The following is a 25,751-nucleotide window of genomic DNA, read 5'->3' on the forward strand; positions in this document are numbered from 1 at the left end:
CCCAATGTGGCGTTCGGTGCGTCTGACGCAACCAACGCCACATTGGGGCGCGTCGGTCAGGGCGTCCAGAACGGGTTGCGGCCCGAAGCGCCCAGCGCCCGGTCCAGCGCCGACGCCTCGGCGGGCACGGGCACCTCGGGCCCGTAGACGCCCATCGAGCGTGCCTGCTCGCCCATCAGCACCGCGGACTCGTACACCGCCGTCGCCGCTTCGGGTGCGACAGCGAGCTCCTGGTCGCTCGCCCGGGCCAGGTCCCAGCCGTGCAGCACGAACTCGCCGAGCACCATGTCGCCGACCACCGAGGCCGGCAGCTGCGTCGTCCCCAGCGCCGTCACGCCGGTCCACGCCGACGGCGTGCCGAAGACGTCCACGAGCGTCTCGGTCTGCTTCTCCAGCGCCGCGCGCCAGTCTTCGCCGACCAGCGCCGACTCGGCCTCGGCGCCGCCGGGCGGCGGGTCCTCGCGCCGGCCCGCGGCCAGCAGCCACGGGCCCCAGTACAAGAGGTGGTTCAGCAGCCCGCGGACGTCGTACCCGGCGCACGGCGTCGGCGCGGTCAGCTCGGTCACCGCGGTGGCGACCCGGAGGAATTCGGCCGCGGCGGGCCGCAGCAGCTCGGCAGTCATGCCGGAGAGCAAAGCCGGTGCCCGCCGTCCCGTCTTGGACGAACGCGACAGCTACCGTGTGACCGTGGCGCACCGGATCCCGCGCGGCATCGTGGCCGAGGCCACCGCGCGCACGATGTTCACGCTGACCAGGCACCCACCCGCACCCGCGCTGGCGGACTTCGTCGACTACCACTGGGTCCTGCGCTGGGACCGCCGCGGCGAACCACCGTACGAGCAGCGGGTGCTGCCGAACCTCGCGGTGCACGCGACGTTCTTCCCCGGCGCGGCCGGCGGCTCCGGCGTCTTCGGGCCGGCGCACGACGTCTTTTCGCACCGGTTGTCGGGCCGCGTGCAGGGCTTGGGCGTGCGTTTCCGGCCCGGGTGCTTCCGCGCGTTCCTCGGCGGCCCGGTGAGTGACATCGCCGACCGATCCGTCCCGCTCACGGACGTTTTCGGGCCGGCGGCCACCCGGGCCGCGGAATCGGTGCGCACGGCGGCCGACGACGCGCAAATGGTCCGTGCGATCGACAACTTGCTGATCGCAAATCCGGTACGGCTCTCCCCGGCCGCGCGACAAGCCGCCGATGCGGTGGAATCAATCGCGCGTGATCCGGGAATTACCCGGGTGGTGCAACTGTGCGCGGATACTGGACTAACCACCCGGTCCATCCAGCGGCTGTTCGCCGAACACGTCGGCTGCCCGCCCAAGTGGGCGATCCGGATATACCGCCTCAACGACGCTGCGCAGCGGTTGGTCACGGAAGGACAACCGGATTACGCCGGACTGGCGGTTCGACTGGGCTATAGCGACCAGTCGCACTTCATCCGCGATTTCCGGACGGTGACCGGCCAGTCGCCTGCCGAGTACGCCCGAAGGGCGCGCGCGACCGAACCGGACAGAGATCGGACATGAAGAAAGCCGCCGGGCGAATTCGCCCGGCGGCCACCGCTGAAAGCCCGCGTCGAAGAAGTCGTCGAACCGGTGCGGGGATCGCCGCTGGTCAGCGACCCCACCCGAGGTGAACGTTCCTCAGTTCTTCTTGTGGTAGGCCTCGACGACCTCGGAGGGGATCCGGCCCCGGTCCGAAACCGCGTAACCGTTCTTGCGCGCCCAAGCGCGAATGGCCTGGTTCTGCTCGCGGTCGACCGCGGCCGGGCGGGCCGATCCCTTGCCCGAGACCGGACGCACGGAAGCGCGCTTGCGGCCGCCCGCGCGACGCGCGTGCTCGACATACTGGGCGAGGGCGTCCCGCAGCTCCTCGGCGTTTTCCGAGGAGAGATCGATCTGGTAGCTGACGCCGTCCAAACCGAACTCGACGGTCTCTTCGGCCTCGCTGCCGTCCAGGTCGTCGACCAGCGAGACGAGCACCTTCTGCGCCATCTGTTTCCTCCTGCGGGGCTTACTCAATGATCTGGTGACGGGGCGAGCCCCGGGGACAGAAGACTTTGTCTAGAACATTAGTACCCGCTCCGGGAGTGCAGCGCAAATCTCTATGCGATAACTGACCGCTATCCTCACACGGGCGGGTTATTCCGGACGTACCAGCGGGAAGAGGATCGTCTCCCGGATACCGAGCCCGGTCAGCGCCATGAGCAGCCGGTCGATCCCCATTCCGACGCCGCCGCTCGGGGGCATTCCGTACTCCAGGGCCCGCAGGAAATCCTCGTCCAGCCGCATGGCTTCGCTATCACCCTGCGCGGCCAGCAGCGACTGTTCGGTGAGCCGTTCCCGTTCGACGACCGGATCGACCAGCTCGGAGTATCCGGTGGCGAGTTCGAATCCGCGCACGTAGAGGTCCCACTTCTCGGCCACCCCCGCCCGCGAGCGGTGCTGCCTCGTCAATGGCGACGTCTCCAGCGGAAAATCACGGACAAACGTCGGTGCGTGCAGGTGATCTCCGACGAGGTGTTCCCACAGTTCCTCGACGAGCTTCCCGTGCCCGAGCTTCGGGTCCACTTCGAGGCCCCTGGCCTGCGCGAATCCGTGCAGTTTGGCGGCGGGCGTCTCCGGCGTCACCTCTTCGCCGAGGGAATCGGACAACGACTCGTACATTCCGAGTGTGGTCCATTCGCCGGAGAGGTCGTACTCCGAACCGTCGGGCAGCGTGACGACCTGGGTGTCCAGCACGGCCTGCGCGGCCTCCTGGATCAGCTCCCGCGTCATCACGGCGTTGGTGTCGTAAGTCGCGTACGCCTCGTAGTACTCGAGCATCGCGAACTCCGGCGAGTGCGAAGAGTCGCTGCCCTCGTTCCGGAAGTTGCGGTTGATCTCGAAGACCTTTTCGATGCCGCCGACGACGCAGCGCTTGAGGTAGAGCTCCGGCGCGATCCGCAGGAACAGCTCCATGTCGAAGGCGTTCGACCGCGTGACGAACGGGCGGGCCGCGGCGCCGCCGTGCAGCGTCTGCAGCATCGGCGTCTCGACCTCGGTGAACCCGCGGCGGTGGAACGACTCCCGCAGCGACCGGACCACGCCGGCGCGGGTGCGCACGACGTCCCGCGCGCGCGGGCGCATGATGAGGTCGACGTAGCGCTGGCGGATCCGCGTTTCCTCGGCGAGTTCCTTGTGCGCGTTGGGCAGCGGGCGCAGCGCCTTCGACGTGAGGCGCCAGGCGTCGGCCATCACGGACAGCTCGCCGCGCTTGGACGTGATGACCTCGCCCCGCACGAACACGTGGTCGCCGAGGTCGACGTCGGCCTTCCACGCCGCCAGCGCGTCTTCCCCGACCTTCGCCAGGCTGATCATCGCCTGCAGCTCGGTGCCGTCGCCCTCGCGGAGGCTGGCGAAGCAGAGTTTGCCGGTGTTGCGCAGGAACATGACCCGGCCGGTGACGCCGACGACCTCGCCGGTGGCGGTGTCGACGGGCAGCCCTTCGTGCGCCGCGCGCACTTCGGCCAGCGAATGCGTGCGGGGTACCTCGACCGGGTAGGGATCGATGCCCTCGGCGAGGATCCGGTCGCGCTTCTCCCGGCGCACCCGCATCTGCTCCGGCAGTTCGTCTTCGGCGGGCTCGCTGGTGGAAGCGGGGTTTTCGGTCATGGCCCATAGGGTACGAACCCCGCCGCGCGCTACGCCAACCGGATTACCTTTACTTTCCTTCCATTAACCTGGCCCGGTGAGTGATCCCACACGCGCCCGCCGGGCTTCTTCCTTCGGCAGCCGGGCCGCCGCGTACGCCGAGCACCGGCCCGATTACCCGCGGGCAGCGATCGAGTGGGGCCTTTCCGGGGCCACCGGAACCCCGCGCCGGGTCCTCGATCTCGGCGCCGGAACGGGCAAACTGACCCTCGGCCTCACCGCGCTCGGCCTCGACGTCACCGCCGTCGAACCCGACGCGGAAATGCGCGCGGAACTGGCGCGGCGGGTGCCGTCGGCGACGTCGCTGCCCGGCCGGGCGGAACGGATTCCGGTGCCCGACGCCGGGGTCGACGCGGTGTTCGTCGGCCAGGCGTTCCATTGGTTCGACGTACCGGCCGCGATGACGGAGATCGGGCGGGTGCTGCGCCCCGGTGGCGTGCTGGTGCCGTTGTGGAACTACGAAGACGAATCGGTGCCGTGGGTGGCGGAGTTCACCGAACTGGGCCGCGACGGCGCCCGCAAGCCGGCTTCGACCGACGATTTGCGGGCGGTGGCGCACCCGGCGTTCGAGCCGTTCGAAGACGAACGGTTTCACCATGTGCAACGGCGCACGGCGGAGAGCCTGGTGGAAACGATCGCGACGTATTCCCTCGTGATCGTCTCGGACCCGGCTGAGTCGTCGGCGCTCTTGACGCGGCTTCGCGAGTTTCTCGCCGCGAATCCGGCGACCGCGAACGGCGAGTTCGACCTGCCGTTGATCACGTGGGGACTGCGCACCCGTCGCCGGTAGCTTTACCGCGTGCTAGCTTCGGAAGTGGCCCCGCGTCCGCGGCGGCCCCGGACGAGCGCGTCGTACCCGGTCAGGACAAGACGGCGCAGTGGTTCCACACACTGCGAAAGGCTCGTCATGTCCTGGTTCGTCCTCGTCCTGTCCGGAGTGTTCGAAACGATCTGGGCGGCCGCGCTCGGCGCGTCCAAGGGGTTCTCCCGCCCGGTTCCCACGGTGACGTTCGTGCTCGCGCTCGCGCTGAGCATGGGCGGCCTGGCGTACGCACTCCGGGAGATTCCGCTCGGTACCGGTTACGCGATCTGGGTCGGCATCGGCACGATCGGCACGGTGACGTACGGCATGCTCGCCCTCGGCGACCCGGCAACGGCCGCGCGGATCACCTGCCTCGTGTTGATCGTCGCGGGTGTCGTGGGGCTGAAACTGCTGCATTGACCTCGATCAAGGTCGAGGTCCGATACTGGCGCGATGAGCCGGAAACCCTTGGGGCGAGCGCTGATCTCGCTGACTTCCCTTCTGACGGCGGTGGGCCCGTACCGCGCCGACTGGAACGAGACCCACGTGTACAACCCCGCGTGGCCACCGCACGCGAAGTTCCACAACGGCCAGACGATGAGCCTCGGACTGGCACTGGGCGCCACCAGCTTGTGGCAACTGTGGCGGCCGTTTTCGGGCCGGACCGGTCTCGACGCGGGGGCCGTGCTGGCGTCGCTGTACTGGGTGACGCAGATTTCGGCGCTGGCGTACCCGGGATCTCGCGCGGTCGATCCCCCGGGGAACGCGCGGTTCCCGCAGGCGAAGGTGGCCTTCCCGGCGCTGGCGGTTACGGCGCTCGGGTGGGTGCTCGAGCGCCGCAGGCTGGCCCGGGGCTGACCGACGGCCGCGGCTGTCGCGAATGACTCATTGGGGGCGTTGGAGGTCCCGAATGAGTCATTCGCGACCTCGGTCCGCCCGCTCGGGCCGCTGGACCGCCCCGGATTGTGCCTGACCGGCACCGGAACCCACGGGACTGCGGCGGTCTGCGCCGGACTGCACCGGAACCCGCCGGACCGCGGAGTCTCCGCCGGACTGCACCGGAACCCGCTGGACCGCGGAGTCTCCGCCGGACTGCACCAGACAGCACCGGAACCCGCCGGACCGCGGCGGTCTGCGCGAGAACCCGCCCGACGTCGGAACCCGCCCGACTGCGGCAGTCTGCGCCAGACCAGCACCCCACGACGCCCCGACCGCGGCCCGCCCTCCCTTGGGGGCTCCCCCGCTTCCAGCGTATCGGCCACCCCCGCCAAAAACCCGCGAAAACCACGCACACAGCCGGTTCATCCACACCCCCACCGACTTGTGGACAACCGCCGTCAGGAACGGATGTTCCGCTCGTAGACCAGCCGCAGCCCGAGCAGCGTCAGGTCCGGCACGTGGTCGGTGATCGTCTCCGACTCCCCGATCACCAGGGGCGCCAGCCCGCCGGTCGCCAGCACCGCGACCGGGTCCACGCCGCCGGGCGAAAGCTCCCGCGCGATCCGCTTCACCAAGCCGTCGACCTGCCCGGCGAACCCGTACAGGATCCCCGACTGCAGGCACTCCACGGTGTTCTTCCCGATCACCGACCGCGGCGGCACCAGCTCGACCTTCCGCAACGCCGCCGCGCGCAACGCCAGCGCGTCGACCGAAATCTCGATCCCCGGCGCGAACGCCCCGCCCAGGAACTCGCCCTTGGCCGAAATCGCGTCCACGTTGGTCGACGTCCCGAAGTCGACCACCACGCACGCCGTGCCGCTGTGCAGGTGGTGCGCGGCCAGCGTGTTCGCCAGCCGGTCCGCGCCCACCTCCTTCGGGTTGTCCACCAGGAGCGGCACGCCGGTCCGGACCCCCGGCTCCACCACGATCTTCGGCACCGCGGCGTAGTACCGCGACAGCATCACGCGCAGTTCGCGCAGCACCGCCGGCACCGTCGACAGCGCGCTGATGCCCGTCACCGAATCCGCGTGCGGGCCCAGCAGGCCGCGCACCGTCAACGCCAGCTCGTCGGCCGTCATGCGCGCGTCCGTGCGCATGCGCCAGTCGCCCACGAGCGACTGACCGGACCAAAGCCCCAGGACGATGTTCGTGTTGCCGACGTCGACGGTGAGCAGCAAGCGGGTCAGCTTTCCGCGTGCAGCAACGCGTCGAGGCGGCGGGCGTCCGCCGTCTCCGCGACCGGGAAGACCGCCGTCTCGTCGTCCGGCAGCGTCACGGTGCCGCTGAGCAGGCCCGAACCCTCCGGCGCGTAGCCGGGGTCGCTGTGCCGGTTGACGATCCGGTTGTCCGCGTCGACGAACACCACGCGCGGTTCGTAGGTCGCGGCCTCGGCGTCGTCCATCTGGCCGTACGAAATGAGGATGACCAGGTCACCCGGGTGCACCAGGTGCGCCGCCGCGCCGTTGATGCCGAGCACGCCGCTGCCGCGTTCGCCCTTGATGACGTAGGTCTCCAGCCGGGCGCCGTTGGTGACGTCCACAATGGACACCTGTTCCCCCGGCAGCAGGTCCGCGGCCTCCATCAGGTCTTCGTCGACCGTCACCGAACCGACGTAGTGCAGGTCGGCCTGGGTCACGGTGACCCGGTGGATCTTCGACTTGAGCATGGTGCGGTACATCGTGGACTCCTATTCCCCTGCGTCCAGCCGCTCCGGGTGCTCGACGGCCTTGCCGAGCAGCACCGGGGCGTTGTCGATCAGCCGGGTACTCCCCACCCGGGCCGCGATCAACAGTCGTGCCTCACCGTCGACGGGCGCGGGCCCGAGGTCGGTTCCCCTCAACTCCAGGTAATCCACCTCCACCGCCGGCCGGGCGGCGAGGGTCTTCCACGCGGTCTCGAGGACCGCGTCGGCCCCGTCCCGGCCGACGAACGCCCCCGCGGTGAGGGCGGCCGACAGGACGACGGCGTCTTCGCGCTGCTCAGGCGTCAGGTAGACGTTGCGCGACGACAGCGCCAGCCCGTCGCGTTCCCGCACGGTCGGCACGCCGATGACGCGCGTGTCGATGTTCAGGTCCCGGACCATCCGCTTGATCAGCACCAGCTGCTGGTAGTCCTTTTCGCCGAAGAACGCGTAGTCCGGGCGCACCAGGTTGAACAGCTTCGCCACGACGGTCAGCACGCCCGCGAAGTGGCCGGGGCGGACGACGCCCTCGAGCTCGTCGCCGAGCGGGCCCGGGTGCACGGTCACCGCGGCGCCGTCGGCGTAGAGGGCGTCGGCGCTCGGGGTGAACGCGATTTCGACGCCGTCCTCGGCCAGCACGGCCAGGTCGGCGTCCAGGGGCCGCGGGTACGCCTCGAAGTCCTCGCCCTCGCCGAACTGCAGCGGGTTGACGAAGATCGAGGTGGCCACGACGGTGTTGGGCAGCCGCTTCGCACGGCGGATCAGCTCGCGGTGCCCGGCGTGCAGCGCGCCCATGGTAGGCACGAGCGCGACCTTGCGGCCGACGGCGCGCAGCGCCCGGCTCACCTGGCTGACGTGCTCGGGCGGCGCGAACGCGTTCAGCGTGCCGCGGGTGAATTTCGGTGTGGTCACTGGTCTTGCTGCCCTTCGGCGGGATCGTCGAGGAGTTCGGTGAGGTCTTTGGCGGCCGCGGTGTCCAGCAGCCCGGCAGCCGCGGAACGCGCTGCCGTGCGCTTGGCCAGCGCCCGGTAGGCCGGCGCCACGTCCGGCGCCCGGTCCGCGAGCACCGCGAGGTGCTTGCGGACGGTGCCGAGATCGCCACGCGCGACCGGGCCGGTGAGCGCGCGGTCGCCGTGTCGGAGCACATTATCCAACGCCGCCGAAAGCAACGGTGCGACCAGGCGTTCGGAATGCCCGATTCCCGCCTCCCGCAAGACTTCCGTGCAATCGGCGACCAGCGTCATCAGGTGGTTCGCGCCGTGGGTCAACGCAGCGTGGTACAGCGCTCGCGCGGAGTCGGGGATGCGCACCGGCTCGGCACCCATCTCGACCGCCAGCGCCTCGCCGACGTTCCAGGCCGCCTCGTCGTCCGCGGCCGCGGTGACGCCGATGCTGCACGCCGCCAGCCGCTCGAGGTCCTCCTCGCGGCCGGTGAACGTCATCACCGGGTGCAGCGCGAGCGGCAGCGCCCCCGCTTCGGCCGCGGGGGCCAGCACGCCGATGCCCTGCGCGCCGGAGGTGTGCACGACGATCTGACCCGGCCGCAGCGACCCCGTGGCGACGAGCCCGCGGACCATCCCGGCCAGCGCGTCGTCGGGGAGGGCGAGCAGCACCAGGTCCGCCCGGCCGACGGTTTCGTCGGGCGGCAGGATGGGCACGTCGGTGAGGAGGCGTTCGGCCCTGGCCAGCGACGCCGCGGACAGGCCGGACGCGGCGACGACGGTGTGTCCCGCCCGGGCCAGCGCGGCGCCGAGCACACTGCCCACCCGGCCGGCGGACACGACGCCGACCGCGAGGCGGGCGGGCCTCATCATGGCGTGCGCCTGTGGACGCTCATGGTTGGCAGACTCCCTCTGCTCTCGTTCCAGTCCCGCTCCGGGTACCGGACGAACGGCGCGAGACTAACTCGATTAAGCGCGAAGGGTTGAACCCGGGTGACCAGCTTCACCCGGACCGGTTCACCCGCGAGCGGCCTCGTCGGCGAGGCGCGTCGCCTCCGCGCGAGCGGCCTTCAACGTGCGCAGCAGCTCCTGCTGGCGCTGCCGGTCGGTGTCGCTGTGCAGTTCGCTGCGGTCGAGGAAGGCGAGCTCGGTCACGCTCGCCTGGTAAACGGCGACGGCGCGGGCAGCGCGTTTCCCGGATTGCCGCTTCGCCTGCCGCCGCCACGCCCGGCGCCCGGGCAGGCTGGCCAGCAGATCGACCTCCGACGGCGCGATCCAGCGTGCCGATGCCATGTGCGGCAGCGCGGCGGCGATGATCCGCTGCTCCCGCCGCCGCTGCAGGACGACCAGGTAGACGACGCCGAGGAACAGCGGCACCATGATCAGGAAGTAGACGGTGAGGAACTTCGACCCGCCGAGCAGCGCGGCGCTGTTCCACAGCGCGTGCAGGCAGACGGCGGCCAGGTAGCCGGCGATCGGCGCGACGAACTTGAGCGCCTTGGTGGTCGTCCGCGCGGCGATGCCGATCCCGATGCCGGTCAGCACCGCGAACAGCGGGTGCGTGAACGGCGCGAGCACGCCACGCAGGAAGAACGCCGTGATGACGCCCTGGCTGTGCCCGTCGCCGAAGCCGTAGTCGGCGAACGCGCGGCCGAAGTAGTAGATGTTCTCGGTGAAGGCGAACCCGGCGGCGCTGAACCCGGCGTAGACGACCCCGTCCACGACGCCGTCGAACTCGCTGGAGCGGCGCCACGCGATGAGCACGACGAAGAGCGCCTTGGCGGCCTCCTCGACCACGGGGGCCGACACGAGCGCGGCGAGCGTGTTGCCGTTGCCGGTCCCGAGCAGCTCTTCCCCGACCGCCTCGGCGGTGGTGTTGATGAGCAGCGCGGTGATGGTGGCGATGCAGGCACCCCAGGCGAAGGCGAGCAGCAGGAACTTCGCGGGCTCGGGCTCCCACCGGTCCACCCAGAGGAACCCGGCGACGACCCCGGCGACCGGCACGAGCGCGGCCAGCACCCCGATGGTGACGGCGAGCGGCCCGACCCGCGCGGTGGCCAGCCCGAACAGGAACAGGCCGCACAGGGCCACCACGATCAGCCCGAACACCGGCAGCAGCACGGTGATCCGGCGAGGCCGCCGGCCACGGTCGAGTCCCGTCGCGGGCGAGAGGGTTCCGCTCACAGGCGGTCACCCTACGCAGACCGGACAGGAGAAGGAACGCCACCTCGCCCCTCGGCGCGCCGCCCACACCAGGCCCAGGGGTGTCGCCAAGCACCCCAATGTGGCGTTGGGTGCATCCACCGCACCCAACGCGGCGTTCGGTGCATCCACCGCACCCAATGTGGCGTTCAGTGCGTCCACCGCACCCAATGTGGCGTTCGGTGCGTTCAGCGCACCCAACGCCACATTGGGGCGCTTGGGGTCGGGGCGGGTCCCGGCCGGCGGAGGGCGGCCCTCGGCGCTACTCGCGGGCGGGGGCGCCCTGCCGCGGGAGTGCGGGTGGCTGCCCGGCGAAGGTTGCCGGGCCGGGGGGGCTCAGTCCTCCGCGCGTCGGCGGCGGCGGGGGGTGGAGCCGGTTCCGCCGTTCGCCGCCAGGAGTTCGCTCACCGAGCGGCCCGCGGTGTGCGATCCGCTGCCCGGGGGCGGCTCCGCCGAACGGTGGCCGTTGTGGCCGTTGCCGTTGTGACCGTTGCCGTTCTGCTCGACGTCCGCCGGGTCGACCGGGGCCATGTTGCGCCGGGACATCGAAGCGCGCTCGGCGATCATGCCCTCCCACGCCGGGGGCTCGCCGTCCGGGCGACGGCGGCGGCCGCCTCCCGTGGGCTCCGGCGCGGGGACCGGGGGCATCTGCTGCGACTCGTCCGGCTTGCGGCGGCGGCCACCGGAGCGGCCCTGGAAGTTGCGGACCGACTCCGGGAGCGTCGGGTTCGCCATCGGCGCCTCGCCCTGGGCGGCCGCCGCCGGCGCGCGGTGCGAACCGCTGTGCCGGGACGACGGCTCGTCGAGGATCGGCGACATGTCCGCCCGCGAGAACTGCTCCAGCCGCGACGGACGGCGGCCGTCGGCGGCCGGGACCGGCGTGGTCGGCGGGACCACCGGCGGCAGGTCCGTGCGCGACGGCTGCCGCGGCGACGGGCTGTTGCTCGGCACCGGCGTCGTAGGCGGGACGACCGGCGGGATGTCGTTGCGCGACGCCGTGGCGTCCCGCGGCATCGGCGGGGCCGGCTTCGGCTCCGGCGGCTTCGGCCGGTTCGGGCGCTGCCGCTCGGCGAAGTCGTCGCGGTTCTGGAAGGCCGCGCTGAGGTCCTTGACCGGCCGGATGTCCGACCGCGACATTTCCGACGGCTTCGGCGGCGGCGGGCTGGCCGCCGGACGCCCCGGCGTCGCACGCGGCGGCTCGGGCGCCTTGCGCGGCTCGGGACGGGCGCCGTTCGGCTTCGGGCCGACGCGCGGCAGGTCCGGCCGCGACATCTCCACCCGAGGAATGTCCGGACGGGACATCTCCACCCGAGGAATGTCCGGTCGCGACATCTCCACCCGGGGAATGTCCGGCCGGGACATCTCCACCCGGGGAATGTCCGGCCGCGACATCTCCACCCGGGGAATGTCCGGCCGCGACATCTCGACCCGCGGGATGTCCGACCGGGACACCTCGGCGGGCCGCATCGCCGGGCGCGACAGCTCCGCGCGGCGCGCGGGCGGTGGCTCGGGACGGCGGATCTCCGTCTTCGGCTCCGGGGCACGCCGGATCTCGGTCTTGGGCTCGGGCCGCGGCACCTGGCGCGTCGGCTCGGCGGCGGCTTCCGGACGGCGTTCGGGCTGCTTCGCGACCTCTTCCGGCTTCGGCAGCCGCATCGGCTGCGACTCCGCTTGGCGGCGCGCCGCCTCGGCCCGCAGTTCGGCGGCCTTCAGCTCGCGCTGCGCGGCGTTCAGCGCCGGGTCGACCGCCGGCACCGGCGGACGGCGGTCGCTCAGCGGCTTCGGCCGGGCCATCTGCTGGGTGCTCTGCACCGAGACGTTCGCCGGGGCCTTCGGGACGGCCTTGCCGCCGAAGCCCTTGCCGAGGCCCTTGCCGTTCGCGGGCTTGCCGTTCGACGCCTTGCGGCGGCGCTCGTCGAGGACGCGGTCGATCAGCTCGGTCGGCCGCTCGCCCGCCTCGGGCACCGGCTTCTTCGCGGCCATCAGCTGAGCGGGCTTCTTCTTCGGCGTGCCGTCGGTGACCATGCGGTTCTCGTCGGACAGCTTGCGCATCCGGGTCGCCTGCGCGGTCAGCGCGACGCGTTCGAGCAGCACCTCGCCGCCGAACAGCGACTGAAGGCTGTCCCGCAGCGCGGACACCTCGGCGCGCAGCGCCTCCAGCTCCTCGCGCCCGCGGGAGTCGGCGGCACTGCGGTTGTCCGCCTCCATCTCCAGCTCGTACTCACGCCGGGCCGCGATCTCGCGTTCCAGCTCCAACTCGTACACAGCCTGCGCCTCGGCGACCGCGTCCTCGCTCTGTGCCGCGTGCTTGCGGTACTTCACGGCGAGGAAAGCGCCGATCAGGGCAGCCCAGAGGGCGGCGACGATCCCCAGCCGGAGATAGCGGAGATCGTCGCTGAGCACCAGTGCGAGGGTGGCTCCGATGGCGAGGACGAATCCGACGACTAGCCACGGCCTGCCCAAGAGGCGGCCGCGCGAGTCGTCACCCACGCCGGTCATGACTGACACCGTACCTGCTCGTAATCCGAACGAGACCTACTCGGTCCAGCGAGCGGTGGGATTCCAGCGCTAACCGGTCGTCCCGCGGGTGTGCTCACGATCTTGGTCGCGCGGGGTCCGGCAGCAGTGTTCGAGCCACAAACCCGCTGCTACCAGGGCCGCGGCGGATCCGGCGCCGACGACCGCCGCCCGGGTGTCGAGCACCGCGGCGACGAGTTCGTCACGTCGCGGGAAAAGGTAGGCCAGCGCGGCCAGCCAGGCGCCCGCCATGAACGCTCCGGCGAGTGACGACGCCTTCGCCAGGGCCACCGATCGGGCGATCCCGATCGCGGCAACGACGCGGCCGTTCTTGATCCGCGAGCGGATGGAGAACGCGAGCACGGCCTCGATCACCGCGAGGACGGCGAGGGTGACGCCGGCGAGCAGCGGCAGCTGGGGCAGCGAGCCGTAGGCGATCTGGAACAGCAGGTAGCCGATCGCCAGGCCGAGCAGCCCGGCGACGACCAGGTCACGGGGCCGAGTGAAGTGCATGCCTCAACCGTACCGTGAGAGGCTTGACTCTCCCCCGACTGGAGAGTTCACCATGCGTCTAGTGGGCACCACCGCGACATTCACCATCGGCGAGCTGGCCCGGCGGACCGGCCTGCCGGTCAAGACCATCCGCTTCTACTCGGACGAAGGCCTGTTGCCGCCGACCGAGCGGACGGACGCCGGCTACCGCCTCTACGACGCGGCGGCGATGGCCCGCCTGGAGCTGGTCCGCACGCTGCGGGAGCTGGGTCTGGGCCTGGCCGACGTCTCCGCCGCGCTGGCGGAGCCGACGACGGTCGGCGAGCTGGCGAATCGGCACGTCGAGGCCCTGGACGAGCAGATCCGGCGGCTGCGGCTGCGCCGGGCGGTGCTGCGCGCGGTGGCGAAGCGCAATTCCGAGTTGGAGGAAGTGAACCTGATGAACCGTCTCGCGTCGATGTCGGACGAAGAGCGCAAGCGGCTGGTGGACGAGTTCTGGGACGAGATGGTCGCCGGGCTCGAGGTGAACCAGGAGTTCTACGAGCGGATGCGCGCGGGCAAGCCGGAGTTGCCGGACGACCCGACGCCGGAGCAGCTGGAAGCGTGGATCGAGTTCGCCGAGCTGGTGCGGGACCCGTCGTTCCGGGCACTGATCCGCGGCATGAGCGAGCAGCAGTCGCAGCAGATCAAGGCGGGCGAGTTCCAGCAGCCGTCGGACGCGTGGCAGCAGAACTGGCCGGGCTGGCTGTCCCGCGCGGAAGCGGCGGTGACGGCGGGCGATCCGCCCACGTCGGAGGCAGGGCAAACGCTTGCGGCCGAGATCGCGGCGGCGACGGCCCGCCCGGACCAGGACCCGGCATCGCCGGAGTTCCGCGCGAAGATGGCGGACCGCTTCGAGACGAGCGGCGACCCCCGCGCCGAGCGCTACTGGCAACTGCTGGCGACGATCAACGGCTGGCCACCGGTCCCGACGGCCCAGCCCGCGGTCCGGTTCATGGTCGCCGCGTTGCGTGGGTGACCTCGGCAAGACGCCGTTCCTGTCACCGACCGGGGAGTGCTGCTCGGCGATCGGTGGCCCGGCGGGGGTTGACTTGGCCGGCCGAATTCGCTGACGCATGCCGCCGGGCGGCTCGAGCGGCTTCGGTCGGGTGGCTCAGCCGAGGTCGAGAGCGGGCGGTCGCGATGCCGAACGCCGCCCCAGCTGACTCCATCACCGAGCCGCCGGCCAGGCACCGGTCGGCTGGCTCAGCCGAACTCGCGGGCCGAGCGCAAGCCGCCGGTGGCTCAGCTGAGATCGAGGTTCGTCCGGCGGACCGTCGCCAGCTCCTCCGCCGGGCGGGCCGCCAGCAGGGTTGCGATCGGGCCGTGGCCCGGCAGGACCGCTGCCGGGTCGATCTCCGCCCACGGCACCAGCACGCTGGCCCGGTCCGGGGTTCCCGGGTGCGGGAGGAGCAGCTCGGGGTCGTCGGACGTCACGCCGTCCACCGTGACCACGTCGACGTCCAGGGTGCGCGGGCCCCAGCGGAGCTCGCGGGTCCGGGCGGCCGCCTGCTCGGCCGCCTGGCCCGTGCGCAGCCACGCCCAGTGGTCGCGGGCCGGGTCGTCGACCACGCAGACCGCGTTCAGGAAGTCCGGCTGGTCTTCGACGCCCCAGGCCTTGGTCTCGTACACGCTCGACACCGCGACCAGCGCCGGGCGGACCGCGGCCAGGGCCAGCTTCAGGTAGCCCAGCCGGTCGCCCAGGTTCGAGCCGAGGGAAAGGACCGCGCGGCTCACCGGTCGCGCCGGACCGTCACCGCGACGTCGTCGAACGTCAGCGGGATCGGGGCCGACGGCTTGTGGACCGTCACCTCGATCGCGCTCAGGCGCTCGTCGCGCATGACCTCGTCGGCGATCTTGCCCGCGACGCTCTCGATGAGGTCGTACGGTTCGCCCGCGACGATGCCCGCCGCCAGCTCGGCCAGCTCGCCGTAGTGCAGGGTCTTGGTCAGGTCGTCCGACGCGGCGGCCGGCCCGAGGTCGAGCCACGCCGTGACGTCGATGACGAACTCCTGGCCGTCGCGCTTTTCGTGCTCGAACACGCCGTGGCGGCCGAACACGCGCAGGCCGGTCAGCGTGATCCGGTCAGACATCCGGTGAACCCTTCCACCACGCCGCGGCCACCGCGACCGCGTCCAGCGACGCTCCGACCTCGTGCACCCGCACGCCCCACGCGCCGGCCGCGGCGGCGAGGGCGGAAATCGCCGCCGTCGCGTCTTCGCGGCCGTCCGGCGGGCGGGGTGTGCCGTCCTTTTCGGACAGCAGGCGACCCAGAAACCGCTTGCGCGAGGCGCCGACGAGCACCGGGAAACCCAGGGACAGCAACGAGTCCAGCCCGCGCAGCAACGCCCAGTCGTGCTCGGCGTCCTTCGCGAACCCGAGCCCGGGGTCCAGCACGATCGCGCTCTCGGCCACACCGGCCGAGAGTGCTTCGTCCACCCTGGACAGCAGCTCGGACCGGACATCGGCGACGACGTCCTGGTAGGACGCCAGCGCCTGCATGTCCTTGCTGTGCCCGCGCCAGTGCATCAGCACCCACGGCACACCGGTTTCGGCCGCGACCCGCGCCATGTCCGGATCGGCCAGGCCACCCGAGACGTCGTTGATCACGTGCGCGCCGGCTTCGAGCGCCGCGGCGGCGACGGCCGCGCGCGTGGTGTCGACCGACAGCGCCACGCCTTCGCCGGCGAGCGTCCGGATCACCGGCAGGATCCGGCCCAGCTCGGTCTCGGCGTCCACCCGGGCCGCACCCGGCCGCGTCGACTCGCCGCCGACGTCGATCAGGTCGGCGCCGCGCGCCCACATCTCGCGCGCGTGCTCCAGTGCCTGGTCGAGCCCGAGGTAGCGGCCACCGTCCGAAAAGGAATCGGGCGTCACGTTCAGCACGCCCATCACGACGCACCGGCCGGGAGCGGGAAGCCCCACGCTCACCGGCGCGCCTTGATCAGGTCGAGCGCCTCCGCCCGCGACGACGGTGAGTCCTTCAGCTGCCCGCGCACCGCCGAAGTGGTGGTGCGCGCGCCGGGCTTGCGGATGCCGCGCATGGCCATGCAGAGGTGCTCGGCTTCGATCACGACGATCACCCCGCGCGGATCCAGCTTCCGCACCAGCGCGTCGGCGACCTGCGACGTCAGGCGCTCCTGCACCTGGGGACGCTTGGCGTAGAGGTCGACGAGCCGGGCCAGCTTCGACAGCCCGGTCACCTTCCCGGCGGCGTTCGGGATGTACCCGACGTGCGCGACGCCGTGGAAGGGGACCAGGTGGTGTTCGCACTGGCTGAACATCGGGATGTCCGTGACCAGCACCAGCTCTTCGTGGGACTCGTCGAACGTGCGGTCCAGCACCGAGTCGGGCTCGGTGTACAAGCCGGCGAACATCTCGTGGTACGCGCGGGCCACCCGGGCGGGGGTCTCTTTCAGACCGTCCCGCTCCGGGTCTTCGCCGCACGCCAGGAGGAGCTCGCGGATCGCCTTCTCCGCCCGGTCCTGGTCGAAGACCGGGCGGTCGGCGTCACTGGGGCTTGTTGTCCGGGCCGTCCACGTCACGACGCTCCCCCTCGCTCTGCTGGTTGCCGGCTTGGTCGGCGAACCAGCCGTGCTCACGAGGGCGTTCTTCACCACCGGGCCGCCACGACTGGCCCGGCTGACCGCCGGGGGAGGTCGCGGGGGTCCAGCCCGGAGGGGCACCGTAGTTCGGCGGGCCGCTCTGGCCGCCGGCCGGGCCGCCCGGGTAGCCGCCGGGCTGCTGGCCGCCGCCGTAGGACTGCGGCCAGTGCGCCGTGCCGTTGGGACCACCGTTCGGGCCGCCGTAGGGACGGCCGCCGTTCGGGTAGGCGCCCGGCTGCGGCGGGGCGTACGGGTTGGCGTTCGGGTCCGCCGGCGTCGGGGACGGGTACGGCGGGCCACCGGGCAGGTCGCCCGCGCCCTGCGCCGTACCGACCGGGGTCGGCTCCGGCTTGAGGGCCGGCTTCGGCTCCTTTTCCGGCGGGGGCCACGGCTCGCCGCGCTCCATCGCCAGCTCGCCCGGGGTCTTGATCGGCGGCTTGTCCGACGGCGTGCGCTCGCCGAACTCGTTGAAGACGGTGATGTGCGGGCGCTTCTCGACGGTCGCGAAGATCCGCTCGAGGTCCTTGCGCTGCAGCGTCTCCTTCTCCAGGAGCTCGATGACCAGCTCGTCGAGGACGTCGCGGTAGGTGTTCAGCACGTGCCACGCCTCGGTGTGCGCCGTCTCGATGAGCTTGCGCACCTCCTCGTCGATCTCGTGCGCCACCTCGAGCGAGTAGTCCGCCTGCCGCCCGGCCGACCGGCCGAGGAACGGGTCGCCCTGCTCCTGGCCGTACTTGACCGCGCCCAGGCGGGCACTCATGCCGTACTCCATCACCATCGCGCGGGCGATCTTCGTCGCCTGCTCGATGTCCGCGGACGCGCCGGTGGTGGGCTCGTGGAAGACGAGCTCCTCCGCCGTGCGGCCACCCATCGCGAAGACCAGCCGGCCGATCATCTCCGAGCGGGTCATCAACTCCTTGTCGTCCTCCGGGACGATCAAGGCGTGCCCGCCGGTGCGGCCGCGCGGCAGGATGGTCAGCTTGTAGACCGGTTCGATGTCCGGCATCGCCCACGCGGCGAGCGCGTGCCCGCCCTCGTGGTAGGCCGTGATCTTCTTCTCCTTCTCGGAGATGATCCGGCTCTTGCGGGCGGGGCCGCCGACGACGCGGTCGACCGACTCCTCCAGCGCCACGTCGGTGATCACGTGCCCGTTCTGGCGGGCGGTGAGGAGCGCCGCCTCGTTGAGCACGTTGGCCAGGTCCGCGCCGGACATGCCGACGGTCCGCTTGGCCAGGCTGCCAAGGTCGGTGCCCTGCGCGATCGGCTTGCCCTTGGCGTGCACCTCGAGGATCGCCTTGCGGCCGCGCAGGTCGGGCGCCGACACCGGGATCTGCCGGTCGAACCGGCCGGGGCGCAGCAGCGCCGGGTCGAGGATGTCGGGCCGGTTGGTGGCCGCGATCAGGATGATGCCGCCGCGGGCGTCGAAGCCGTCCATCTCGACGAGCAGCTGGTTCAGCGTCTGCTCGCGCTCGTCGTGGCCACCGCCGAGGCCGGCGCCGCGCTGGCGGCCGACCGCGTCGATCTCGTCGACGAAGATGATGCACGGCGCGTTCTGCTTGGCCTGCTCGAACAGGTCACGCACACGGGACGCACCGACACCGACGAACATCTCGACGAAGTCCGAGCCGGAGATCGTGTAGAACGGCACGCCCGCCTCGCCGGCGACGGCTCGCGCGAGCAGCGTCTTGCCGGTACCGGGCGGCCCGTAGAGCAGCACGCCCTTCGGGATCTTCGCGCCGAGCGCCTGGTAGCGCGCCGGGTTCTGCAGGAAGTCCTTGATCTCGTACAGCTCTTCGACGGCCTCGTCGGCACCCGCGACGTCCCCGAAGGTCGTCTTGGGCATGTCCTTGTTCAGCTGCTTGGCCTTGGACTTGCCGAAGTTGAGGACGCGGTTCCCGCCGCCCTGGGCGTTGTTCATCATCCACATCAGCAGGCCCAGCACGAGGGCGAGCGGGATGGCGAAGATGAGGATCTGCGTCAGCACGCCCTGCTGGGTCACCTTGGTGGTGAACTTGATCGGCTGGCCGCCGGTCTTCGCCGCGATCAACGAGTCGTAGATCGGGCGGGTGGCGTCCGCCGGGTACTGCGAAATGATCTGGGTGACCTGCTGGCCGTCCACGTCCACCGGCTTCGAAAGCAGCAGCTTGAGCTGCTGTTCCTTGTCCTCGAGGCTGGCTTCCTTGACGTTGTTCGAGGAGATCTGGGAGTTCGCCACCGAGATGGGTGCCTGGGTGTACCCACGATCACTGTCGAAGATCGTGTTGTACGCGAACAACGCCAGCAACCCCGCGACGATCCACAGCAGTGGGTTCCTGAGCACGCTCTTCCGGTTCATACGACTCGGCCCTGGTGGCCTCGACCCTCCCTGGTTGGGCGGCTCATGTGATACCCGCCATCACGATCTTGACAACCCGCGGTGCCTGGACACCCGTCCCATCAGGGTACCGTCCGCTGCCGCGTTCATCCCCTGTGAGCCTCTCGCAGGTCAACGGGCGATACCGCGCCCGGGTTCCCGGCCGGCGTCCACGGTGGTCACGCTATCGCGTTTCGTCCGACACACTGCTCACCATCTCGCCCAGCCGCGTCCGCAACGTCGCCGGGTCGGCCGGGGCCACCGTGACCCACTCACGACCGTCCGTACCTGCGCGGGAGACGCTCAGGTAGCGGCCGGTGGCGGTGTCGAACCAGGCCAGGACGCGGGATCGCTGCTTGGCCCCGACCTGCGACCGGCTGTTCGCTGCCAGCTGACCGCCGCGCTGCCGCGGCTGCCCCGCGAGCCGCCCGTAGGCCTCCCGCGGATCGACCGTGACGCGCTCGCTCAGCGGGGTCCGGCGCGCCTTGCCCCGGCGCTTGTCTTCTTCCTCACCCGGCCCCGACGGCAGCGACACGGGCACCCGGATCGGCGCCGTGCGCAGGGCGTCGTCCAGCGGGAGTGTGACCGACGCCTCGCTGCCGCGCGGCCCGGCGGGCAGCACGTCGACGACCGCGGAGACCAGCGCGTCCGGTGGGACGTCCCGCAGCCAGATGCCGTCGGCGTCCTGCACCGCGAGCACGCCCTTGGTGTCGTCGGCCGCCGCGAGCACGCCGATGGTCGGCGCCTCGAACTGCGGGATGTGCAGCGCGTCGATGGTCAGCGGGGCGAAGGCCAGCAGGTGCAGCGCGTCTTCGATCGGGGGCGCCGGCCTGCCGCGCTGATCGCGGACGCCGCGCGCCTTCAGCTCGACGTCGACGCGGTGGCGCAGCGAAACGCGCTCGTCCTCGGTCGCGCCGTGCGACCGGACGAGCAGCGGGTACGGCAGCTCCCCGACCTGCGCCGACTCCCAGAGGAAGTCGAACGCCAGTGGCGAGAAGAACTCTTGCATCATTACTCTCCCGGATCGGACTCTTGCTCAGCGTAGCCCGCACCACCGACAAAAAGTGATCGTCGGCCGGGGCCCGCCAGGAGAAGCCCGAGTCCGATCTTGGCAGAGCTGACGGCCCGGAAAGCCATCAGGGGCGGATCAGACCGGCGCGGTCGAGCTCGCCGCCGTCGCCAGCATCTCGCCGAGGCGGTGGCGCAGCGTCGCCGCGTCCGCCGGGGCGATCGTGATCCAGTCGCGGCCGTCGCGGCCCTGCGTCGCCTGGGTGAAGTAGCGGCCCGTCTCGGTGTCGAACCAGCTCAGCACCGGGGTCCTGGTCCGGCCGCCCACCCGGGAGCGGGCGTTGGCCGCGATCTGGCCGCCCCGCAGGCGCGGCTGGGCGTGCAGCCGGGCCAGCGCCTTGCGGTCCTCGTCCGCCGACGAACGCTCGTCGCCGTTGCCCCGCCGCTGCAGGAAATCGACGCCGTGCGCGCCGACCAGCTGCTCCAGCGGGACCGTGATCGACTTTTCGGTGCCGCGCGGGGCGCCCGGCAGCAGCGAGACGATCGCGCTGGCCAGCCCGTCCGCCGGACACGGATTCAGGTGCAGGCCGCGGCGGTCCTGCACGGCCAAGAGCCCCTGGCCGCCCAGTACGCCGGCGATCGCGAGCAGCGGCTCGGCCTCCGGGGCGATCAGCTGGACGGCGTCCAGGCTCAGCTCGGCGCCCGCGAGCACGCCGAAGTAGTCCTCGACGTGCGGTTCGGGCCGCCCGCGGCCGTCGGCGAGCCCGCGCGCGACGAGGCCCTCCAACGTGCGGCGGCGCAGCGCTTCCCGCTCGTCCACGGTTTCGCCGTGCGAGCGGACGCGCAGTGGGTACGGCAGCTCGCCCAGCCCGGCGGACTCCCACAGGAAGTCCACCTCGGCCGGGGTGAGCAGCTCAGCGTTCGGCATCGAGCCACCCCCAAGAGAAACCGGGCCGGGCACACCGTCGGCGTGCCCGGCCCGAAAGGATCAGCGGTCTTCGTCGTCCCCGGACCACGCGCCGATGACCGGCGGCGGGGTCGCCTGGTTCGCGCCGAAGGCCTCGTCCGGGTCCGCCTCGATGAGGAAGGACGCGTGCGTGTGCTCCTCGTCCTGCTCGCCCTGGGCACCGTGCGGGGCCATGCCGCCCATGCCGCCCGGGTTCATCGGCGGCGGGGCCTGCTGCCCGCCGATGGTGCCGGCGGACGAGACGACGCCCTGCTGCGGCGCCTGCTGCGAAGCGGCGCTCTGGCCCTCGGCCGAAGCCAGGGTCGTGTCGTTCTCGGCCTTCGAGCCGGACTTGCTGCCCGCGCCGAGCGCCCGCGACGCCAGCGCGCCGAGGCCACCGGCGACGCCGCCGATGCCGAGTCCCATGCCGATCTTGCTCAGCGGGCTGCTGCCACCGGCCGCCGTGCCGCCCGGGGCGACCTGGCCGGCCCCGGTCACGGAGCCGGTACCGGTGCCCGCGACCGAACCGCCGGGCGCGTCGCTGCCGAGCGAAGCCGCGTCGGCCCCGAAACCGCCGGGCACGCCGTGGCTCGCCCCGGTCACGCCGGCCGCGTGCTGCGCGCCGAACGCGCCGCCGCTGCCGAAACCGGAGCCGCTGGAGGCGAAGATCGCGTCGCCCGCGCCGCCGGGGAGCCCCTGGACCGGGCCGGTGCTGCCGACGGAGTTGACCGAGTTGAACGAGATGGAGTTGTGCGAGCCCGTCGGCTTCATGCCGAGCGACTCCGGGCCGAAGCTCGGGGTCGAGCTGTCGACCTCGCTCATCGCCTTCGTGTAGGCGTTGAAGAACGCGACCTGCTGCGCCTTGACGTCGTTGGCCGCGTCCGCCTGCGCCTTCTGGTCGGCGATCAGCGCCGCCGGGCCGCCCGCCAGCGCGGCCGCCATGGCCTGCTTCGGGTCGTAGTCCTTCGGGGCCGGCATCTTCTTGACCTCGGCGGCCGCCGCGGCCTGCCGGGCGAGCCGGTCGGACATCGTGTGCGCGGCGTCGGAGGCCTGCGAGCCCGAGTTGGCGATGGCCACCAGCGCGCCCTGCGCACCCGCGGCGCCCTGGCCGACCCACGCGTTGCCCAGCTCGGAGATCGCGTTGTACAGGTGGTCGGACGCCTGCTTCAGCTCGGAGCCGTGGTGCGCCCAGGCGTGCCCGGTCGCCTCGGCCGTGCCGGGGTCGTTGTTGTTGACCGCGCCGTTGTAGAGCTGCTGGCTGGCCTGCGCGTTCCAATTCGGCGGGTTGGCGATCGCGCGGTCGCTGCCCATGTCGAAGCCGCCGGCGCTGCCGCGGGCGTTGGCGACGATGTTCTGCGACGACGAGTTGTCACCGAGCGGGACCAGCGAGCCCGGGTCGGTGGCCGTTGACGGCTGGTCGCTGTGGTTCGGAGCCATGACTGCGAAATCCCCTCAGGACTCAGGCGTTGCGGAACGGTTCGGCGGCGGCGTTGTCGATCTCGTGGTACCGGGACATCGCCGTGACGATGCCCTCCTCCGCCGCCGAGTACTGGTCGAGCAGGTTTTGCAGCGCGGCCGCGTAGGAGTCGCCGCCGCCGTCGGCGCGCTGGACGAACTTCGCGGCCATCGCGTTGCCGACCGGGTTGTCGCCGAGCTTCGGCGGCTGGGCGAGCGTGCCCGCGCCGCTGAGCAGCGCTTCGACGGCGTCCTTGCCCGTGCGGATCTTGTTCAGCACGGTCTGCGCGGCGTCCGGGTCGATCCCGACCTGGCCCGCCGCGGCCGCGGCCTTGAAGGCGTTCGCGTCGGCAGCGCTGCTGTTCCCCATCTGAGCTCTCTCCCGTTCCCCCGACCCGGTCACCGCGGGCACGAATGGTCTTCGCATAGGTTAACGCACGTGATCAGAGCGTATGACGCGAACGGGCGCGCCCGGGTTCCGCAAATCCGGTAGTTGCGGTGAACGGTCGGTGAACTACGCCGTGTACACCTTCGGGTCCAGCGTCCCGATGTACGGCAGGTCCCGGTAGCGCTCGGCGTAGTCGAGGCCGTAGCCGACGACGAACTCGTTCGGGATGTCGAAGCCGATGTACTTCACCGGCACGTCCACCTTCACCGCTTCCGGCTTCCGCAGCAGCGAAACGACCTCGAGCGACGCCGGGTTGCGGCTGGCGAGGTTCTTCAGCAGCCACGACAGCGTGAGGCCCGAGTCGACGATGTCCTCGACGATCAGGACGTCCCGGCCCGCGATGTCGCGGTCGAGGTCCTTGAGGATCCGCACGACACCGGACGACGACGTCGCCGAGCCGTACGAGGAGACGGCCATGAATTCCAGCTGCGTCGGCAGCGGCAGCGCGCGGGCGAAGTCGGTCATGAACATGACCGCGCCCTTCAGGACGCCCACCAGCAGGAGTTCGCCCTGCCCGTTGGCCGGATAGTCGGCGGCGATCTGCTCCGACAGTTCCGCGATCTTGTCCTTGATCTGCTGCTCGGTGACGAGCACGGAGGCGATTTCGCCCTCGTACACAGGTCATTCCCCTCGTGTGGTGGGTTGGGAGGTGAGGCAGAGCCTGCCATGCGCCCGGCTCGCCTCCAAGTTGCCGGGCAACCAGACACCACCCTGACCACGCCACCGGGCGACCAGCGCGTCGACCGCGCGCAGGTGCGCGTCGGTGAGCTCGCGCACACCCGATTGCAGCAACCACCTGCGAAGAACCCGCCGGCGCAGTGCCGCGGGCTCGCCCGCGAGGACTCCGATATCCAGCCCTTCGGAGCCGCCCGCGCGGGTGAAGATCATGTCCGCCATTGTGTCCAGCGCCTCATTGTCTTCACGCAGCTGCGCGGCCGTCCGGGCGAGCGCGCCCGCGACCCCGCCGTTGAGGACGTCCTCCAGGAGCGGCAGCACTTCGGTGCGCAGCCGGACGCGCGTGAAGCGCGGTTCGGCGTTGTGCGGGTCGTCCCACGGCTCGACGCCGAGCTCGGCGCAGGCGGCCCGGGTGGTGGCGCGCGCGACGGCGAGCAGCGGCCGTCCCCACGGCGGGTCGTGCGGCCGCATCCCGGCGACGCTGCGCGGGCCAGAGCCGCGGCCGAGGCCGAGCAGGACGGTTTCGGCCTGGTCGTCGAGGGTGTGCCCGAGCAGCACGAGCCCGTGCCCGGCCAGCGCCCGGTAGCGGGCCTTGCGGGCGGCGGCTTCCGGCCCGCCGGCTCCGGTGACGTCGACCCGGCGCACCTCGGCTTCGTCGGCCCCGAGCGCCTTCGCCGCGGCGGCCGCGTCCCGCGCGATCTTCGCCGAGCCGTCCTGCAGGCCGTGGTCGACGACGAGCGCGCGGACGAGGTGCCCGCCGCGGTGCCCGGCGTACGCGGCGGCCTCGGCGAGCGCGAGGGAGTCGGCGCCGCCGGAGACCGCGACGCAGATTTCGGCCGGCGCCCCGACGGTGTCCAGGAAGGCGCGGACGGCCCGGCGGACGGCCGCGACCGCCGGCCCGGTCATCCGTGCAGGCGCCGGACCCACGCCGCCGGATCGGCGATCTCGGCGCGCGACGGCAGGGTGTTCGGCGACCGCCAGACGGCGTTGAAGCCGTCCATGCCGACGGCGTCGACGACGTGCTTGGTGAACTTCGCGCCTTCTTCGTATTGACGGATCTTCGCGTCCACACCGAGCAGCGCGCGCAGCAGCCGGTCGAAGACGCCACCACCCTTGCGCCGGGCGGTGAACCGCGCGCGGATCGTGTCGACGCTCGGGACGACCTGCGGCCCGACGGCGTCCATGACGTAGTCGGCGTGGCCTTCGAGCAGCGTCGAGAGCGCCAGCAGCCGGTCGAACACCGCGCGTTCCTTCGGCGACTGGAGCAGCTCCGCGATGTTCAGCTTCGGCCCCTGCTTGATCGCCTCGGGCAGCCTGCCGAACAGGTCGGACAGGCTGTCGCTGCCACCGCCGGCCAGGCCGGAGACGAGCCGCTCGACCTCGTCGGCGAAGTATTCGCGCAGCCACCGGACCGCGGTGAACTGCAGCCGGTGGGTGCATTCGTGCAGGCAGACCCACAGCCGGAAGTCGTGGCCCGGCACGTTCATAGCCTGTTCGGCGGCGACGACGTTCGGCGCGACGAGCAGCAGCTGGCCTTCCCGCTCCGGGCCGCCGAAGGGGTCGTACTGGCCCAGCACGCGGCTGGCGAGGAACGCGAGGACGAGCCCGGTCTGGACGCCGGCGCCCCCGGCGAGGATCGGCCCGAGCGCCCCGCCCTGCTGCGGCAGCGCCCGCCCGGTGAGCGCGCCCAGCCCGGCGGCCGCGGACCGCACCCAGCCGGGCCGGTCGACGACCTCGCCGGGCAGCAGCGGCAGGTCGAGCCCGAGGTTCGTCAGCTGCCGGACGTGCCCCTCGGCCTCGACGGTCAGCTCGCGCAGGTCGGTGACGGCTGCTTCGGCCTCTTCGCGCGGGACCTGCGGACCGCCGCGCACGAGCAACGCGCCGGTCTGCGCGGCGATCGCCCAGTCGACCATGGGCCGGGTCTCGGTTTCCTGACTCACCCTTCCGACGCTACCTGCCCGGTG

27 protein-coding genes and 1 riboswitch are annotated in these 25,751 nt (G+C 71.7%); of the genes, 5 read left to right on the forward strand and 22 right to left on the reverse strand.

The window, feature by feature from the left end; all coding sequences use genetic code 11:
- Window positions 1-56: 56 nt before the first annotated feature.
- On the reverse strand, window positions 57-623 hold the full coding sequence (locus AB5J73_RS08725) for a TIGR03086 family metal-binding protein (RefSeq protein ID WP_370969201.1): 567 nt from the start codon (window positions 621-623) through the stop codon (window positions 57-59).
- Between the two features lie 34 nt (window positions 624-657).
- Here AB5J73_RS08725 and AB5J73_RS08730 point away from each other — a divergent pair, with 34 nt between their 5' ends.
- Window positions 658-1,518 carry a DUF6597 domain-containing transcriptional factor gene (locus AB5J73_RS08730; RefSeq protein WP_370969202.1) on the forward strand — a complete coding sequence of 287 codons (861 nt, stop codon included), beginning with the start codon at window positions 658-660 and terminating at the stop codon, window positions 1,516-1,518.
- Between the two features lie 117 nt (window positions 1,519-1,635).
- Here AB5J73_RS08730 and AB5J73_RS08735 read toward each other — a convergent pair whose 3' ends face one another.
- Both AB5J73_RS08735 and lysS read right to left on the reverse strand, forming a co-directional pair.
- Window positions 1,636-1,986 carry an Lsr2 family protein gene (locus tag AB5J73_RS08735; protein ID WP_086858523.1) on the reverse strand — a complete coding sequence of 117 codons (351 nt, stop codon included), beginning with the start codon at window positions 1,984-1,986 and terminating at the stop codon, window positions 1,636-1,638.
- A 147-nt stretch (window positions 1,987-2,133) separates the two neighbouring features.
- The gene (gene lysS, locus AB5J73_RS08740) at window positions 2,134-3,645 is read right to left on the reverse strand and encodes a lysine--tRNA ligase (protein WP_370969203.1); all 1,512 of its coding nucleotides are present in this window, start codon (window positions 3,643-3,645) and stop codon (window positions 2,134-2,136) included.
- Window positions 3,646-3,721: 76 nt separating this feature from the next.
- On the opposite strand from lysS, the gene AB5J73_RS08745 reads away from it, so the two are divergent.
- From AB5J73_RS08745 to AB5J73_RS08755, 3 genes are all read left to right on the forward strand, one after another.
- Window positions 3,722-4,474 (forward strand): methyltransferase domain-containing protein, encoded by a 753-nt coding sequence (locus AB5J73_RS08745; protein WP_370969204.1) that lies wholly within the window; start codon window positions 3,722-3,724, stop codon window positions 4,472-4,474.
- A gap of 25 nt (window positions 4,475-4,499) precedes the next feature.
- A riboswitch (guanidine-III (ykkC-III) riboswitch) is annotated at window positions 4,500-4,564 on the forward strand.
- A 27-nt stretch (window positions 4,565-4,591) separates the two neighbouring features.
- Window positions 4,592-4,906, forward strand: a complete 315-nt coding sequence (locus AB5J73_RS08750; RefSeq protein ID WP_370969205.1) for a multidrug efflux SMR transporter — start codon at window positions 4,592-4,594, stop codon at window positions 4,904-4,906.
- A 33-nt stretch (window positions 4,907-4,939) separates the two neighbouring features.
- Entirely contained in the window at window positions 4,940-5,344 is a 405-nt protein-coding gene (locus tag AB5J73_RS08755; protein WP_370969206.1) for a DUF6640 family protein, read from the forward strand.
- A 479-nt stretch (window positions 5,345-5,823) separates the two neighbouring features.
- Here AB5J73_RS08755 and AB5J73_RS08760 read toward each other — a convergent pair whose 3' ends face one another.
- The 7 genes from AB5J73_RS08760 to AB5J73_RS08790 form a co-directional block, all read right to left on the reverse strand.
- Window positions 5,824-6,603, reverse strand: coding sequence for a type III pantothenate kinase (locus tag AB5J73_RS08760; protein ID WP_370969207.1), 780 nt, complete (start codon window positions 6,601-6,603; stop codon window positions 5,824-5,826).
- A gap of 5 nt (window positions 6,604-6,608) precedes the next feature.
- A complete protein-coding gene (gene panD, locus AB5J73_RS08765; RefSeq protein WP_370969208.1) occupies window positions 6,609-7,103 on the reverse strand; it encodes an aspartate 1-decarboxylase in 495 nt (164 codons plus the stop codon).
- Window positions 7,104-7,112: 9 nt separating this feature from the next.
- Entirely contained in the window at window positions 7,113-8,018 is a 906-nt protein-coding gene (gene panC, locus AB5J73_RS08770) for a pantoate--beta-alanine ligase (protein WP_370969209.1), read from the reverse strand.
- Window positions 8,015-8,974 (reverse strand): Rossmann-like and DUF2520 domain-containing protein, encoded by a 960-nt coding sequence (locus AB5J73_RS08775; protein WP_370973012.1) that lies wholly within the window; start codon window positions 8,972-8,974, stop codon window positions 8,015-8,017. Before AB5J73_RS08775 ends, panC begins: the two co-directional genes overlap by 4 nt.
- Before the next feature lie 90 nt (window positions 8,975-9,064).
- Window positions 9,065-10,168 (reverse strand): PrsW family intramembrane metalloprotease, encoded by a 1,104-nt coding sequence (locus tag AB5J73_RS08780; RefSeq protein WP_370973014.1) that lies wholly within the window; start codon window positions 10,166-10,168, stop codon window positions 9,065-9,067.
- Window positions 10,169-10,585: 417 nt separating this feature from the next.
- Window positions 10,586-12,748 carry a DUF6779 domain-containing protein gene (locus tag AB5J73_RS08785; RefSeq protein ID WP_370969210.1) on the reverse strand — a complete coding sequence of 721 codons (2,163 nt, stop codon included), beginning with the start codon at window positions 12,746-12,748 and terminating at the stop codon, window positions 10,586-10,588.
- A gap of 69 nt (window positions 12,749-12,817) precedes the next feature.
- Complete coding sequence (locus tag AB5J73_RS08790) at window positions 12,818-13,279, reverse strand: DUF3180 domain-containing protein (protein WP_370969211.1); 462 nt, start codon at window positions 13,277-13,279, stop codon at window positions 12,818-12,820.
- 61 nt (window positions 13,280-13,340) lie between these two features.
- On the opposite strand from AB5J73_RS08790, the gene AB5J73_RS08795 reads away from it, so the two are divergent.
- A complete protein-coding gene (locus AB5J73_RS08795) occupies window positions 13,341-14,276 on the forward strand; it encodes a MerR family transcriptional regulator (protein WP_370969212.1) in 936 nt (311 codons plus the stop codon).
- Window positions 14,277-14,542: 266 nt separating this feature from the next.
- Here AB5J73_RS08795 and folK read toward each other — a convergent pair whose 3' ends face one another.
- The 12 genes from folK to AB5J73_RS08855 all read right to left on the reverse strand — a co-directional run bounded on the left by folK (window position 14,543) and on the right by AB5J73_RS08855 (window position 25,700).
- Entirely contained in the window at window positions 14,543-15,034 is a 492-nt protein-coding gene (folK, locus tag AB5J73_RS08800) for a 2-amino-4-hydroxy-6-hydroxymethyldihydropteridine diphosphokinase (protein ID WP_370969213.1), read from the reverse strand.
- The gene (gene folB, locus AB5J73_RS08805; RefSeq protein ID WP_370969214.1) at window positions 15,031-15,390 is read right to left on the reverse strand and encodes a dihydroneopterin aldolase; all 360 of its coding nucleotides are present in this window, start codon (window positions 15,388-15,390) and stop codon (window positions 15,031-15,033) included. Before folB ends, folK begins: the two co-directional genes overlap by 4 nt.
- Window positions 15,383-16,189, reverse strand: coding sequence for a dihydropteroate synthase (gene folP, locus AB5J73_RS08810; RefSeq protein ID WP_370973015.1), 807 nt, complete (start codon window positions 16,187-16,189; stop codon window positions 15,383-15,385). The genes folB and folP overlap by 8 nt, the downstream gene beginning before the upstream one ends.
- Before the next feature lie 35 nt (window positions 16,190-16,224).
- On the reverse strand, window positions 16,225-16,842 hold the full coding sequence (gene folE, locus AB5J73_RS08815; protein WP_370969215.1) for a GTP cyclohydrolase I FolE: 618 nt from the start codon (window positions 16,840-16,842) through the stop codon (window positions 16,225-16,227).
- Complete coding sequence (ftsH, locus tag AB5J73_RS08820; protein WP_370969216.1) at window positions 16,808-19,237, reverse strand: ATP-dependent zinc metalloprotease FtsH; 2,430 nt, start codon at window positions 19,235-19,237, stop codon at window positions 16,808-16,810. Before ftsH ends, folE begins: the two co-directional genes overlap by 35 nt.
- Window positions 19,238-19,439: 202 nt before the next feature.
- Window positions 19,440-20,267, reverse strand: coding sequence for an ESX secretion-associated protein EspG (locus AB5J73_RS08825; RefSeq protein WP_370969217.1), 828 nt, complete (start codon window positions 20,265-20,267; stop codon window positions 19,440-19,442).
- A 135-nt stretch (window positions 20,268-20,402) separates the two neighbouring features.
- Window positions 20,403-21,191 (reverse strand): ESX secretion-associated protein EspG, encoded by a 789-nt coding sequence (locus AB5J73_RS08830; RefSeq protein ID WP_370969218.1) that lies wholly within the window; start codon window positions 21,189-21,191, stop codon window positions 20,403-20,405.
- Between the two features lie 60 nt (window positions 21,192-21,251).
- Window positions 21,252-22,646, reverse strand: coding sequence for a hypothetical protein (locus AB5J73_RS08835; protein ID WP_370969219.1), 1,395 nt, complete (start codon window positions 22,644-22,646; stop codon window positions 21,252-21,254).
- 22 nt (window positions 22,647-22,668) lie between these two features.
- Window positions 22,669-23,034, reverse strand: coding sequence for a hypothetical protein (locus tag AB5J73_RS08840; protein ID WP_247017425.1), 366 nt, complete (start codon window positions 23,032-23,034; stop codon window positions 22,669-22,671).
- 144 nt (window positions 23,035-23,178) lie between these two features.
- The gene (gene hpt, locus AB5J73_RS08845) at window positions 23,179-23,730 is read right to left on the reverse strand and encodes a hypoxanthine phosphoribosyltransferase (protein WP_033261644.1); all 552 of its coding nucleotides are present in this window, start codon (window positions 23,728-23,730) and stop codon (window positions 23,179-23,181) included.
- 3 nt (window positions 23,731-23,733) lie between these two features.
- A complete protein-coding gene (gene tilS / locus AB5J73_RS08850; RefSeq protein ID WP_370969220.1) occupies window positions 23,734-24,693 on the reverse strand; it encodes a tRNA lysidine(34) synthetase TilS in 960 nt (319 codons plus the stop codon).
- The gene (locus tag AB5J73_RS08855) at window positions 24,690-25,700 is read right to left on the reverse strand and encodes a zinc-dependent metalloprotease (RefSeq protein ID WP_370973018.1); all 1,011 of its coding nucleotides are present in this window, start codon (window positions 25,698-25,700) and stop codon (window positions 24,690-24,692) included. The genes tilS and AB5J73_RS08855 overlap by 4 nt, the downstream gene beginning before the upstream one ends.
- Window positions 25,701-25,751: the final 51 nt, after the last annotated feature.

It is taken from the genome of Amycolatopsis sp. cg9, assembly GCF_041346945.1.
In the GTDB taxonomy this organism is placed as follows: Bacteria; Actinomycetota; Actinomycetes; order Mycobacteriales; family Pseudonocardiaceae; genus Amycolatopsis.

Coding starts and splice junctions, on each gene's coding strand:
- AB5J73_RS08725 (WP_370969201.1), bottom strand. CDS start 623: ATGACTGCCGAGCTGCTGCGGCCCGCCGCGGCCGAATTCCTCCGGGTC.
- tilS (WP_370969220.1), bottom strand. CDS start 24,693: ATGACCGGGCCGGCGGTCGCGGCCGTCCGCCGGGCCGTCCGCGCCTTC.
- AB5J73_RS08735 (WP_086858523.1), bottom strand. CDS start 1,986: ATGGCGCAGAAGGTGCTCGTCTCGCTGGTCGACGACCTGGACGGCAGC.
- AB5J73_RS08840 (WP_247017425.1), bottom strand. CDS start 23,034: ATGGGGAACAGCAGCGCTGCCGACGCGAACGCCTTCAAGGCCGCGGCC.
- lysS (WP_370969203.1), bottom strand. CDS start 3,645: ATGACCGAAAACCCCGCTTCCACCAGCGAGCCCGCCGAAGACGAACTG.
- ftsH (WP_370969216.1), bottom strand. CDS start 19,237: ATGAACCGGAAGAGCGTGCTCAGGAACCCACTGCTGTGGATCGTCGCG.
- AB5J73_RS08785 (WP_370969210.1), bottom strand. CDS start 12,748: ATGACCGGCGTGGGTGACGACTCGCGCGGCCGCCTCTTGGGCAGGCCG.
- AB5J73_RS08750 (WP_370969205.1), top strand. CDS start 4,592: ATGTCCTGGTTCGTCCTCGTCCTGTCCGGAGTGTTCGAAACGATCTGG.
- panD (WP_370969208.1), bottom strand. CDS start 7,103: ATGTACCGCACCATGCTCAAGTCGAAGATCCACCGGGTCACCGTGACC.
- AB5J73_RS08835 (WP_370969219.1), bottom strand. CDS start 22,646: ATGGCTCCGAACCACAGCGACCAGCCGTCAACGGCCACCGACCCGGGC.
- AB5J73_RS08790 (WP_370969211.1), bottom strand. CDS start 13,279: ATGCACTTCACTCGGCCCCGTGACCTGGTCGTCGCCGGGCTGCTCGGC.
- folB (WP_370969214.1), bottom strand. CDS start 15,390: ATGTCTGACCGGATCACGCTGACCGGCCTGCGCGTGTTCGGCCGCCAC.
- AB5J73_RS08855 (WP_370973018.1), bottom strand. CDS start 25,700: ATGGTCGACTGGGCGATCGCCGCGCAGACCGGCGCGTTGCTCGTGCGC.
- AB5J73_RS08825 (WP_370969217.1), bottom strand. CDS start 20,267: ATGATGCAAGAGTTCTTCTCGCCACTGGCGTTCGACTTCCTCTGGGAG.
- folP (WP_370973015.1), bottom strand. CDS start 16,189: ATGGGCGTGCTGAACGTGACGCCCGATTCCTTTTCGGACGGTGGCCGC.
- AB5J73_RS08755 (WP_370969206.1), top strand. CDS start 4,940: ATGAGCCGGAAACCCTTGGGGCGAGCGCTGATCTCGCTGACTTCCCTT.
- AB5J73_RS08830 (WP_370969218.1), bottom strand. CDS start 21,191: ATGCCGAACGCTGAGCTGCTCACCCCGGCCGAGGTGGACTTCCTGTGG.